This is a genomic window from Neptuniibacter sp. 2_MG-2023 (assembly GCF_030547495.1).
Taxonomy (GTDB): domain Bacteria; phylum Pseudomonadota; class Gammaproteobacteria; order Pseudomonadales; family Balneatricaceae; genus Neptuniibacter.
In genome coordinates, this window is record NZ_JAUOQC010000003.1 from 199,977 (window position 1) to 213,426 (window position 13,450).

Genomic DNA, 13,450 nt, shown 5'->3' on the forward strand with positions numbered 1-13,450 from the left:
CTTAATAGTTAGAATACCTGTTCACCTACAGCAATCCAACTTCGTACATCATTGCAACAAGATGAGTTTTGTTCTTTGCACCAAAGATTTTCTTAGCACGAGTAATATGGTAGGTAATACCCTCTTCCGTCAGCGCCAATTTATCAGCTATTCGCTTAACAGGCATACCTTGAGCAGTCATTAATATTACCTGGCGACAGGTTGGTGATAACACCTCTGATTTTAGATATGGATTCTGCTCTTGCTCACAAACCACCTGAAGAAGCTCGTGATAGCGAGACAGCATAGGCACCAGCCATTCACTTATACGATTAAAAAATACATCAAACTCTTGAGGTGGGAGCTTATGAAACAGGCTAAAGTAATGGAACCAATAACGACTGCTCTTACTCTTCATCGGGATATAGGCTCTAGATGATATTCCCTGTTTCAACCAAAAATTCTCAGACAACGTCCCCTGCCCACCATCCAATGAACTCACTAGAAACGGTGTAGTTATAGACGGTAAAACATTCCACAATGGATCATGTTGGGCAATATCTTTGTAATAACTTTTAACCACAGCATCAGGCAAAGATCCCACAATATCACTACCGCTATCCCATCGCTGCTTCTGGCTTTCTGAACTAGGGTTAATGACCCCCCTTGTTAAAACCGAATAAGTGAAATATACAAAACCAAGCTGAGTAAGCAGTTCATCAATCTCATGTAACAGCTTCTCCCAAGTACACTCAAAAGCAAGCACAGAAGCTTCCTGAAACGCAGGTTCTTTTTTTAGCTGTGAAATAAAGTTTTCCATATTTTGCACTCAACACTCCCTCTAAATGTTAGCCCTTAAACTAGGGGGGTTATAAAATCCATTTTATACAATCGAATACACTTACAACTAAAGGATTCAAACAAAAATAGTTTTACAATACTGATGTTAATTTCGGACTTTATAATCAATACCCTAGCCACACTCTAATAATAAGCTTATTAAAAATATGCAGAAGTACCAAAACCTATAGTATAGAGTCTGATTTTTAGCCTTATCTAATATAATGCTACAAAATCACCGTAAAAACATTGATTTATGTACTACTCAGCTAAATTAACCATTTTTCATACCATACTAAATTACTATGATTTAGATACAAAACATACTATTTAGATCAGTATAGATCCATAATTTTCACTTACATATTGTAAGGTTATATAAGTAAAACCATTCCCCTTTTTTAAAAAGGGAGATTTAAACCTAGTCCAAAATTCAAACAAACTTTAATAATAGGTTCTTAATAAGAAAACGACTGAGTTAATAGAAAGGCTGAACATATTTAAAACATTAAGTATTAACAAATAGACTTAACTGCACCTTAATTAAGCCTAGCCTTCTTACAAATAATTATAGCCCATTTGAGCTAAAGTAGAGGGGCAAGTATGAAGCCTGAAGAGGGAATACGAAATCATGGAGAAGTTAAGCTCTAGGGGAGAAGCATCGGGAAAGGTCGATACAAAAGAGCTTAACGCTAACTAAATCAAATCCAAAGAAACTATGGACGCTGTCCGATACGGTAACTTCCATTATCAAAAAACTGTACAACCTCTCTGCGCTTACGGCCTAATAAGATCGGACCATTATCGAAAAACAAGAAATTCTTCCAATGATGACGGAAAATGCCCCATTTAGTCTCAAGAATATGGTCACTTTGATAACAAAAATAAACCGTTACATTATCGTCCCAATTGCCTAGAAACTCCTCAAGCAATGGGGGCAACGCTTCCTTACTTGAATCCCAAGCTGACTGCCAATAATCCTTATCTACCCAGTTTTTATCTTGCCCGACCCAATCATCGCCTGAAAAATGTTCAGGATGAGAACAGCCGCGACTAATATGCTCAGACCAAATCTGCTCAGCTCTCTTTTCTGAGAGGGGTTTTATCTCCTCCAGATCTTCAGTAGAGATAGGCAAGTCTTTATGTCTAAAGATCCAAGCCTTAGTATATTTTTCCATTGGTAAATAATTCATTAGAGACTCTTAGGTATATTCTTTTGAACAGAGAGTTAATAAAGGCTTAAAAAAAAGGGAGCATATAGCTCCCTTCTATCCTAACAAGAGGAGCAACAACTAAGCTTCACCTTCAACTCGATTATGGCCACTCTGCTTCGCTATAAACAAATTCTCTAGCGCACGCCGAAGCATGTTATCAGGATCATCTTCAGGCCCATGTAATGCCGCCACACCGACACTCACCGTAAAATGAACATCACCTGCAGCATAAGGGATTTCCATCTCCTCCATAATCCGTCGAACACGCTGCCCTGCTGCCATGCCTTGATCATGATTCGTTTCCGGCATAAACATAACAAATTGATCATCGCCGTAACGGGCTAAAAAATCAGATGTTCTTTTCATACTATGTACGGAGGTGACTAATTGCTGAAGAACTTGATCACCACAATCCCATGAGAAATTATCATTAAGATCACTGAAATTGTCTACATCAATTACCATCAAGCTACAGACCCAATCATAACGTTGCGCTTGCGCAACAGCCTGTTCTAAAACTGGCTTTAATGCTCTGCGATTATAGGCACCCGTCAATGGATCACGCTGAGCCTGACTGGTCACTTGGCGTTCCAAACGTCGTTTATCAGAGATATCTCTCAAGACCACAACAACTTCGTCATTAGCCGATGAGCAACGTAACTCAATCCACTTAGTTTCATGTAAACCTTGTTCTCGCAGTACAGGCACATGCTCAGGACGAAGTTGGAAATCAACTTTGATCACCGTTGAGGTATCAATCGCTTTTACCGCTGCGGCAGTGATCTCACTATTGATATCTACGGGAAAAATATCTTCTAGTTTGCGCCCTATAATGGCGTCTTTATCTAACCAGTCAGCAGCTCCCGTAGAACACGCCATGATCAGACCTGTAGGTTCTATCACCATAACAGCATCCGCTGTTGCTGTTAAAAGAGCATCATAACGTGCATGAATCTGTTTATCGGACATCCAATATTCTCCAACCAAACCAGACAATTAAAATCGGCATATCAAAAAGATAGCTGTTTGCCTCGCAAGGAACAACCCGTTTGATCAATTTTATGGCAATGTTATCAATTAATAAGCAGTAGAACTCAACTTAAAGAATATGGTAGTCCAACGGAGGAAAGCCATTAAACTCTATAGAGCTATAGCTTGTCGTGTAAGCACCCGTTGAAAACCAATAGACGTAATCCCCTATTTCTAGTGATAACGGCAACTCATACTTATGCTGCTCATACATAATATCGACACTATCGCAGGTAGGTCCGGCAAGAATCACCTCTTCGACAGGCCCCTCCTTAGACGTCGCTAGCGGATATTTGATCGCCTCACCTAAGGTTTCGATTAAACCATTAAACATGCCTACATCTGTATAAACCCAACGCTCTAAAGCTGTAGTCGATTTCCTAGAGATCAAAACAACTTCAGAAACAATAACACCCGCATCACCAACTAAAGAGCGTCCAGGTTCAAGAATAACTCTAGGTAGATTGTCTGGAAAGTCTTCCGCTAGAAAACGCTGAATTTCTTCTGCATAAGTGGAAAAGTCATTCGTTTTTTGAATATAGTTAGCGGGAAAGCCGCCGCCCATATTAATCATTCCTAGATTAATACCATATTCAGTACTCAGACGTTCATAGATGATTTTTACCTTCGCTATAGCCCCATCCCAAACATCAATATCTCTCTGCTGTGAACCGACATGAAATGAAACACCATAAGGCTGAAGTCCTAAATCTTTCGCTAACACCGCTAACTCAATTGCCATTTCTGGATTACAGCCGAACTTACGGGAAAGTGGCCAGTCGGCGCCTTCAGAACCATCCGTTAATACACGTATATAAATTTGTGATCCCGGTGCATTAAGCGCAATATTTCGTAAATCAGCTTCAGAGTCTGTCGCATAAAGGCGTACTCCTTTTTCAAAGAAATACTTAACCGCGGAGGCTTTCTTTATTGTATTGCCATAGCTCATTCGATCAGGAGAAACGCCCTGTTTAAGAACCTTATCAAGCTCCTGAGGTGAAGCTATATCAAAACTGGAACCTAACTCAGCCAACAACTGTATTACTTCATTAGCGGGATTCGCTTTGACCGCATAAAAGAGGTCCGCGTCAGGAAAACCTTGCTCCAATTCAACATAACGGTTTTTAATAATAGAGAGGTCCAACGCCAAAAAAGGTGTCGGATGCTTTTCAGTTAATAACTTCAGACGCTCTGCAGCTGACTGGCTAAAATGCTCAGGTAAGTTCATGCGCAATGGCACCACAGAAATAGAGTTGATGATAAAAGTCCGCTAGACGAACCTAACAGTGAAATTTTGCGAAGTATAGTAAGGTTTAGATTAACAAGTCCAGCGTTATAAAATTACTTTTTCATCCTTTTAAAAACCACCGTTTTGAGTAAGGGCATTCTCTATTTCAGCAAAACTTTTTGCTTCATACATTATGTCAAAACTAATTTTAAGTCTTCGGGAAATATCACTTGAAGAGATAATGCCTCTAACTCTTAAAACACCAGCTGTACTTTCATCAATAACAACCACATGCTGATCACCCGAATCTTTCATTGTTAGCATCACATCACCTACACGAGCATCACAAAGTTGAGTATAGGTAAGTGTTTTAATATTAAATTTACTTAGCATGATGTGTCTAACTTGTACCTGCTCCCTGCTTACTTGGTTTTTCTGCATAAAGGCCATCACTTTTCGCCCTCCAGCATCACCAGCAGTAATAATTCCAGCAAAAGCATCTTTATTATCTAATACAAAAAGTAACCGTACATGCTGACTCTTCATATACTCAAGTGCTTCAAGGACCGGCATTGATTCCGAAACCGTGACAGGCTTAATATTAACAAAGTCAGTAAATACATCGAGTGCAGGGCTGTACAAATTAGTGGGGATCGCCTTATTGTCGGGCGACAGAATATAGTCAACCTCAGCGGCGTCAAACAGTCTTATGTTTTTGAATTCCTGAAGCATAAATCACCCCTAACATCGGTTTTAATTCAGGATAGTACAATTCAGAAAGTTTGCGCTAAAAGCGATAATTATTGATATAAAATACACACCGTATAAAAACAAAAAAAGCAGCGAATGCTGCTTTCTACTATGAGGAAAAAATGCTTAATATCCCAATTCACTTGGATCAATAACAACGCCTAACGAACGCTTATCAATAAAGTTACCTTTGCTGGTTTCCTTATAACGAAAAGTGACTTTCTTACCTAAAGCAATCTCCAACTCTTTATCTGAAGACATATAAGAGTACTTCTCACCATCAACAACGATGTTATGAATATAATAAGGTGGCATACCAACCCACTCTGTATGAGGGCCGTCAGTTTCTACGCTTTCTAATACACCACGACCGGCTAGTTTTGGTGTTTTTTTGTAGCCGCCTTTGCGACCTTGAAAATTCCCAGCCATTAAGGCTCCTTGACAGTTTAAAGATAAAATAGAAAAACACTGTCGTGTAATTGTAGCGTCACTCGGTGCAGAGTAAAACGGTATAGCTAAATTCATTCAATAAAACTGTTAGAATATGGGCATAAAATCAAAAATGCGATCAATATGTCATCACTGCCGATTCAAGCTGTTATTACCCCCCTAAAAAATGCACTCAATATGCATGATGAAGCCATACTTGAAGCTCCTCCCGGTGCAGGTAAAACAACTCAAGTCCCTTTATCTCTACTTAATGAGCCTTGGTTACAAACACAGAAAATACTGATGTTAGAACCTAGACGTTTAGCAGCAAAAAATGCGGCCTCACGCATGGCTAATCTGCTCAACGAGCAAGTGGGAGAAACTGTTGGTTACCGCATTAGATTAGAACAAAAGATCAGTGCTAAAACGCGCATTGAAATCGTAACCGAAGGCATACTCTCACGCTTACTCCAAGCAGATCCAAGTCTTGAAGGTTATGGCCTCATTATTTTCGATGAATTTCACGAACGCAGCCTAGACGCTGATTTAGGTTTGGCATTATGCCAAGAAGCACGCACTATTTTTCGGGATGACACACCGCTTAAACTACTTATTATGTCAGCAACCCTTAATGGAGACGCTATTGCGAAATTGCTCAACAATGCTCCCCTCATTCAAAGTGAAGGGCGATCCTATCCTGTTTCATTTATTTACACAGGAAAAGCAAAACAGGGAACTTGGTTAGAACAACATGTAGTTAATACCCTATTAGACGCAATCACCACACAAGAAGGCAGTATTTTATGCTTTCTACCAGGTATCCGAGAGATAAGACAGGTCGAAAACCTTTTAATAGACGCTTTACAAGCTCAGATACTTGATCAAGTTATTATTGCACCGCTGTACGGAGATCTTAAATTAGAACAACAGCAACAAGCGATCAACCCTGCTCCTATAGGTAAACGAAAGGTTGTGCTCGCCACCAGTATCGCAGAAACCAGTTTAACGATAGAAGGCGTGACCGTTGTTATAGATAGTGGCCTCAGCCGTGAAGCAAAATACAATCCTAATACGGCAATGACGACACTCTTTACTCGACCGGTTTCCAAAGCTGCAGCTACACAACGAGCAGGCCGCGCAGGTCGACTAGCCCCCGGAATCTGCTATCGTTTGTGGAGCGAATCGGAACATGCGCAACTAAGTTCCTTTAGTACACCGGATATTCTACAAGCAGACCTAACAGGCTTAGCCCTGCAGCTCGCTAGCTGGGGAATAGACGACCCAGAAACCCTCTCTTGGTTAGACCAACCACCCACAGGTGCCTACCAACAAGCCAAAGCGCTATTAGCACAACTAGGCGCATTTAATAGCAGTGGGCATCTATCCAAACATGGAGAGTTAATGGCTTCCTTACCGGCACATCCGCGTATTAGTCATATGCTGATAAGAGGAGCGCAAATAGGATTAGTCGAGAAAGCTTGTTTTATTGCTGCTCTACTTATGGAGAAAGACCCTTTTCGCGATTCAGGGGCAGATATTAATATCCGATTAGACTGGCTTACAGAAAAACCTAAGCAACATAAAACATTATGGCAACGCTTACATAAACAGGCAAAACACTATTTAAAACTGTGCCAATCGTTCTCCTCTGAACAAACCAATACCCATATACAATCAGAACAACAAGCCGGTTTACTCTTAGCCTTCGCCTACCCAGACCGCGTGGCTAAACAACGCAGCAAAGGAAGCTCCACTTACAAGCTCAGTAATGGCAGAGCTGCTAGCTTATTTAAAGCCGATAATTTAGCCACCAGCCCATGGATTACTGCCGGTATAGTTATAGGGAAGGAGAGTTCCTCAACTGACTTTATCCCCCTTGCAGGAATATTAAACCCTACACATATAGCGCAGTATTTAACTGACTCAACCTCAATCAATGAAGTAATCAGATGGGATTCAAATAGAATTATTGCTGAAAAACAGCTCAGCATTGGCCAAATCATTGTAAAAAAGGAGCCCCTTAAGTCACCATCAAAAGAGGCTATAATCAATGCAACATTGAGTTATATACGCCAACAAGGCATCAACATTTTACCTTGGAATAACGAACTTAATCAGTGGCGTGACCGAGTAAACTTTCTCTATCGCAGCAACACAAATAATTCCAAACAAGGGGGGCTGGAACACAATTGGCCAGACTTGACCGATCAGTGGTTACTGGAGAATTTAGAAATATGGTTAGCGCCGTTTCTAAATAATATTTCCCGCCTAAGTGACCTTAAGCAATTAGATTTAAAAAATATTCTTCTTGCGCTACTGCCTTGGCCATTACCTCAGCAGCTTGATGAACTCGCACCTGAACGGTATCGCGTTCCCTCCGGCTCTAATATCAAAATCGACTATTCTCAAACACCACCAGTACTGGCTGTAAAACTACAGGAGATGTTTGGCTGCGAGACAACACCAACGATTGCTCATAACACAGCTCTGCAACTGCACTTATTATCACCTGCACAACGGCCTCTGCAAGTAACACAAGATCTGAAAAGTTTCTGGAGCAACGCCTATAGTGAGGTACAAAAAGATATGAAAGGACGCTACCCTAAGCACCCTTGGCCAGATAACCCCTTACAAGCGCTACCTACTGCAAAAACAAAAAAGAAAACGACATAAAAAAGCTAGCAAGAGCTAGCTTCTTTTATTAAAAGCATTCCTCAAATTACTCGTGAGTAATAACTGCTACTCGTATAGCATCCATTTTCAAAGCACCTTCCTGTAGCGCATCCACAAGATGAGCTGTCAATTGATCATGTGCTTCAAGCTCTTCCTGACGAATATTTGGATTCACTTTAGCCAGAGCAACAAGACGATCTTTCTCTGCACGTTGCTGTCGTTTTAACATCTCAAGCGCATCAGTCATTAACTGCTCGCCCTTTTCTTCCACTTGTGTCTCAAGTTTAGCAACCAAAGCACTAATATCTTCGCGGGTATGCTTAACCAAATTATACGCCACATTTTTACCAACCCGCTTACCTAAGCTCGCAAAATGTTGCTCCGTAATAACATCAGTCAAATCATTACCATTACTATCAATCACACGCCGCACACAAGCTTCTGATAGGTAACGCTGCAACTGTAGTGATTTATCAGAGATACAATGCACTCGGAAGACCGCTTCAATTAATAAGCTACCCGCTTTGAGCGGCAAGAGCTTCATCGTACAAAGCGTTGAGCTTCCGTAACTGCCTTCAAGCATCATCTCCATTGCACCGGAGACCATTGGGTGCTCCCAACTAAGGAAATGCATATCTTCACGTGATAGCGCTTCATTACGCTGAAATGTCGCTGTCATACCATCAGAAGGCAAACCTGGAAAATGACTGCTGAGCATATGATCACCTGGGTGGAGGATGACACCATTGATACCTGTGCTCTCCTGCTCTACGCCAAAATGATCAAACACGCGGCCCATATAGGATGACAAAGTTCCAGGCTGGCTATCCTCTTCAACAGCATCCAGCAAAGCTTCAGCCACTGATGTATTACAGGAGTTTAACTCCAGAAGACGATCCCTCCCCTGCTGCAACTCTTCAAGTAATGCCTGCTGGCTATGAGAGGTTTCTTTAATTAAGCGATCAATACCCGCTTGATCCTCTGTATTTTCCATACAGTGGTGTAGGTCAGACGCAAACTGCTGCATTAAGCTTTGCCCGGTGGGACAAACCTGCTCAAAAGCACCTAGCCCTTCAGCGTACCAACGCAATAGAACCTCTTGGGAGCTATCCGCAAAATAAGGTACATGGATATTAACGTCTTTAAGCTGTCCTATACGATCTAAACGCCCAATACGTTGCTCAAGAAGGTCTGGATTCATCGGCAGATCAAACATCACCATATGATGAGCAAACTGGAAGTTACGGCCTTCACTACCAATTTCTGAACAGATCAGCAGCTGCGCCCCTTGTTCACTATCGGCAAAGTAAGCGGCAGCTCTATCACGCTCAACAAGACTCATACCTTCATGGAAAAGTGCTGTTCGTCGTCCTTCAAATAAACGCAACTGCTTTTCCAACGCTATCGCCGTTTGCGCATGGGCACAGATAACGAGTATCTTCTCGCCTTTGTAATCATCTAGCCATTTGATCAACCAGTCCGCGCGGTTATCTTCTAACAACCATGCGGAGCCCTGCCCATCAGCAATAAGCGTTTCAGGATGTAAGCGGCGTTCCATCGATGCAGAATCAATAATATCTGCGTAGGCTTGTGGTAACGACAAAGGATAAATATGTAACTTACGCTGCGGGAAGCCTTGAACACTTTCACGGGTATTACGGAACAAGACACGCCCTGTGCCATGCTGATCTAATAGCGCTCGGACGGTTTTATCGATTAATTCTGCCCGTTCCTCACTATCATCATCTTTATGTTGAGCAAGTAGGTCAGCAATATCATCGCCCAAATACTTATTCAGCAGTGCAATCAATACTTGATCTTGTAACGCATCATGCCAACTATCGGGAGCCTGTAGGGTCTCAATTAATTGGTTAACACATTTAAAGTCCTGCTCTTCTGTGATGAATTTTTCTAAATCGTAATAACGATCGGGATCAAGAAGACGTAAACGTGCAAAATGACTTTCAATACCTAACTGCTCAGGCGTAGCTGTCAGCAACAATAAACCTTTAACTTTAAGCGCTAAAGATTCGATACAACGATAGGAATGACTTGCCCCCTCTTCGCTCCATCCTAAATGATGTGCTTCATCCACCACCATTAGATCCCAACCCGCTTGGACGGCTTGATCTAAATATTTTTCATCGCGAGTAAATAAAGAGAGTGGGCTTAAAACAAGCTGAGCATCCTCAAACGGATTACCTTCACTATCTAAACAGCGCCCTTCATCCAAAATAGAAAAGTGTAGATTAAAGCGGCGCAGCATCTCCACTAGCCACTGATGAATCAAGCTATCCGGTACAATAATAAGGATACGGCTAGCCAGCCCTGTTACGAGCTGTTGATGAATGATCAAGCCCGCTTCAATGGTTTTCCCTAAACCAACCTCATCCGCCAACAGAACCCTAGGCGCTATTCGCTGACCTACTTCAGAGGCTATATAAAATTGATGGGGTAAGTATTGAACCCGCGGCCCCAATAAACCATAAGCTGCGGATTGCTGATGATTATGCTGATGCTTTAAGGTTTCTAATCTTAATTCGTAATGACGCAGTTTATCTATCTGGCCTGCAAACAAACGTTCATAAGGTTTACTAAAGTGAACTGAACTTTCAAGGGAGGCTTCATGAATAATTTGCTCATCCCCGTTTTCATCATCCCCAAAGTAGATAACACAACCTTTACTCTCTTCATGCTGTGTGACAATGACTGAAACGCCGTTATCATCCGTGATCTGATCGCCTATAGGGTAAACAATACGGCTCAGAGGAGCATTGTTTTGTGCATAGGTACGTTCTTCTCCTGTGGCAGGAAATAAAATATCTACACGTCGATCTACCAGTTCAGTAACTACACCTAAACCTAACTCCGCTTCTGTGTAACTATACCAACGCTGGCCAATCTGAAAATCTTCGGTCATGATAAATCGCTTTCTAGAGACTGTGGAAATAGGTGGGCATAATAGGCAGTTACGCTTAGAAAGCCAATCTGTTTAGTACATATTAGTTGGGGTTATACTCTAAGCCAATATTCTAGCGCCCATTTAAAGAGGACTCATGATAAATTTACGCTCAATTAACCTACTACTATTTTTGATTCTTATTCTACAGGGCTGTAGCTCTTATTCCACTCGTACATCAACGGCAACCGTTAACATTCAACCTCAATCGCCCGTTGCTAATGCTCTTTTAGGTCAACATAAAAGCTGGAAAGGCACCCCCTATCGCTGGGGTGGCCAATCACGTCAAGGGGTTGATTGCTCGGCCTTTACCCAACTTACTTATAAAACAATTTTTGGACAGCATTTACCTCGAACGACAATCGCACAAGTAGATAGCGGTATAAAGGTTAAACAACATCAGCTAATTCCCGGCGACCTTGTGTTTTTCAAACTAGGCGGTAATAAACAACGACATGTAGGTGTCTATGTTGAACAGGGCATTTTTCTTCATGCATCCACCAGCCAAGGCGTGACATTAAGCCGGTTAGATAACCCCTATTGGAAACAACATTACTGGACGGCAGTACGCCCAAAAAAATAATACGGATCGTTTACCTACTTTCAAAAAAATGACGAAAAAGATCATTCCTGCAGCAGATTATTATCACTATTTTTTTTGCAAGAGCGCTCTCATCTAATAACAGATGGGAGAACCCTCTCAACTCGACCCTTTAATAAAAGAACAAAACAATTAAGAATTATTCTTATAGCCTTATTTTTTATGTGGTCTAAAATAGCCCGCGCACTAATAATCAACAAATGCAATTACAATAATAAAAGGCGATCTAGGATGAAGAGTTGCGAGAAGTGTGTAGAAACCATTAAAAATAGCCAAGGTTACCCATCCCCTGAACAATTAAATGAGTTAGGTAAAGAGGGAGTTAAGCCTTGGTGCGATATTTGTAAACAGTTACTGGCAGCTAATTACCGAATCAGTAAAACCTGCGACGCACCCCGTCAGTTATTCGACAGTAGGCACTTCAGCACAAAAAATGGACAGGTCCCTTTTACCCGATTTGACGTATAAATAACCGTATAAATAACAATGGTTATAGATCCACCAATAATGAAACTTTCTCAACGATATGTTTACCAATAGGGATAGCTGAAGTAGCTGCTGGAGAAGGAGCATTACAAACGGCGAGTGAACGACTTGTATTCATAAACAAGAAGTCATCTATAACATCGCCATTTTTTGCAACAGCTTGAGCACGAATACCCGCTGGATAAGCCTCTAGGTCATTCACGGTTAGCTCTGGACAATATTTCTGAACTAAACGTAGGTAACCTTTTTTAGAGATGGAGTTTTTCAGCTCTGAAAGACTCGCTCTAAAATGCTTAACCAGTAACTTGATCATTCCTGGATAAGTCAGCATCTGGAAACTATCTTTCAAGCTTATATCGGTTTTTTTATACCCTTCCCGCTTAAAGGCTAACACGGCATTTGGCCCTACAGTCACAGAACCATCAATCATTCGTGTTAAATGAACACCTAAAAAAGGTAGATCGGGATTAGGGATTGGATAGATCAAATGATTTACGATCTGATTATGCTTAGACGATAACTGATAATACTCACCCCTGAACGGAATAATTCGAAAATCAGGCTCCAACCCCATCATTTCAACGACTCTATCAGAATGTAAGCCTGCACACGCCACTAAATAGCGACTATGAAAGCGTTTACCTTCCGTATAAACCGTCACACGATCTGCAAACTCTTCGATCTCTGTCACAGCTGTATTAAAGTGGATCTGGCCACCTGCTGACGCTACAAGATCCCCCATCCGCTGAGTAATCTGGGTATAGTTCACAATCCCCGTTGAGGGTACAAATATCGCACCTACGCCCTGAATATGGGGTTCTTTAGTTTTCAGCGCTTGCTGATCTAGCACCTCAATCTCAATACCATTGTCAGCACAACGAGTGATCAGCGCTTGCATTCTTTCCAATTCAGCTTGGTCTGTAGCAACCAATAACTTTCCACACTGATCAAAAGGAATATCGTTCTCAAGACAAAAAGCCTTAGTCGCTTTATTCCCATCCTTACAAAATTTAGCTTTCAAACTACCGGGTTTATAATAAACACCAGCATGAATCACACCTGAGTTATGTCCCGTTTGATGCTGTGCAGCACTAGATTCTTTCTCTAGAACAAGAACAGATCTGTCAGGATACTTTTGCTGCAACTGCCACGCAGTTGACATGCCTAAAATCCCACCACCAATGACAATAAAATCATAAATCTCTTGTTCTGAACCTAGTGCCACAAAACCCCCTGCCATTAAACCAAGTAACTAACCCAAT

11 protein-coding genes are annotated in these 13,450 nt (G+C 41.5%); 3 read left to right on the forward strand and 8 right to left on the reverse strand.

The window, feature by feature from the left end:
* Positions 1 to 25 precede the first annotated feature (25 nt).
* The 6 genes from Q4486_RS04795 to Q4486_RS04820 all read right to left on the reverse strand — a co-directional run bounded on the left by Q4486_RS04795 (position 26) and on the right by Q4486_RS04820 (position 5,469).
* On the reverse strand, positions 26 to 799 hold the full coding sequence (locus tag Q4486_RS04795; protein WP_303518587.1) for a helix-turn-helix transcriptional regulator: 774 nt from the start codon (positions 797 to 799) through the stop codon (positions 26 to 28).
* Between the two features lie 736 nt (positions 800 to 1,535).
* Positions 1,536 to 2,012: a DUF2947 domain-containing protein gene (locus Q4486_RS04800; RefSeq protein ID WP_303518551.1), complete on the reverse strand. Its 477-nt coding sequence runs from the start codon at positions 2,010 to 2,012 to the stop codon at positions 1,536 to 1,538.
* A gap of 99 nt (positions 2,013 to 2,111) precedes the next feature.
* Positions 2,112 to 3,002 carry a sensor domain-containing diguanylate cyclase gene (locus Q4486_RS04805; protein WP_303518552.1) on the reverse strand — a complete coding sequence of 297 codons (891 nt, stop codon included), beginning with the start codon at positions 3,000 to 3,002 and terminating at the stop codon, positions 2,112 to 2,114.
* Positions 3,003 to 3,132: 130 nt separating this feature from the next.
* Positions 3,133 to 4,290 (reverse strand): type III PLP-dependent enzyme, encoded by a 1,158-nt coding sequence (locus Q4486_RS04810; RefSeq protein WP_368500058.1) that lies wholly within the window; start codon positions 4,288 to 4,290, stop codon positions 3,133 to 3,135.
* A gap of 129 nt (positions 4,291 to 4,419) precedes the next feature.
* Entirely contained in the window at positions 4,420 to 5,022 is a 603-nt protein-coding gene (locus tag Q4486_RS04815) for a CBS domain-containing protein (protein WP_303417115.1), read from the reverse strand.
* A 144-nt stretch (positions 5,023 to 5,166) separates the two neighbouring features.
* Complete coding sequence (locus tag Q4486_RS04820; protein WP_303417117.1) at positions 5,167 to 5,469, reverse strand: hypothetical protein; 303 nt, start codon at positions 5,467 to 5,469, stop codon at positions 5,167 to 5,169.
* A 144-nt stretch (positions 5,470 to 5,613) separates the two neighbouring features.
* Here Q4486_RS04820 and hrpB point away from each other — a divergent pair, with 144 nt between their 5' ends.
* Positions 5,614 to 8,142: an ATP-dependent helicase HrpB gene (hrpB, locus tag Q4486_RS04825; RefSeq protein ID WP_303518554.1), complete on the forward strand. Its 2,529-nt coding sequence runs from the start codon at positions 5,614 to 5,616 to the stop codon at positions 8,140 to 8,142.
* 46 nt (positions 8,143 to 8,188) lie between these two features.
* Here hrpB and rapA read toward each other — a convergent pair whose 3' ends face one another.
* On the reverse strand, positions 8,189 to 11,062 hold the full coding sequence (gene rapA, locus Q4486_RS04830) for an RNA polymerase-associated protein RapA (protein WP_303518555.1): 2,874 nt from the start codon (positions 11,060 to 11,062) through the stop codon (positions 8,189 to 8,191).
* 136 nt (positions 11,063 to 11,198) lie between these two features.
* On the opposite strand from rapA, the gene Q4486_RS04835 reads away from it, so the two are divergent.
* Positions 11,199 to 11,684: a C40 family peptidase gene (locus Q4486_RS04835; RefSeq protein WP_303417124.1), complete on the forward strand. Its 486-nt coding sequence runs from the start codon at positions 11,199 to 11,201 to the stop codon at positions 11,682 to 11,684.
* Positions 11,685 to 11,933: 249 nt separating this feature from the next.
* Positions 11,934 to 12,170, forward strand: coding sequence for a hypothetical protein (locus Q4486_RS04840; RefSeq protein ID WP_303518556.1), 237 nt, complete (start codon positions 11,934 to 11,936; stop codon positions 12,168 to 12,170).
* Positions 12,171 to 12,192: 22 nt separating this feature from the next.
* On the opposite strand, the gene lhgO is transcribed toward Q4486_RS04840, so the two are convergent.
* Entirely contained in the window at positions 12,193 to 13,389 is a 1,197-nt protein-coding gene (lhgO, locus tag Q4486_RS04845) for an L-2-hydroxyglutarate oxidase (protein WP_303518588.1), read from the reverse strand.
* Between the last annotated feature and the right edge of the window lie 61 nt (positions 13,390 to 13,450).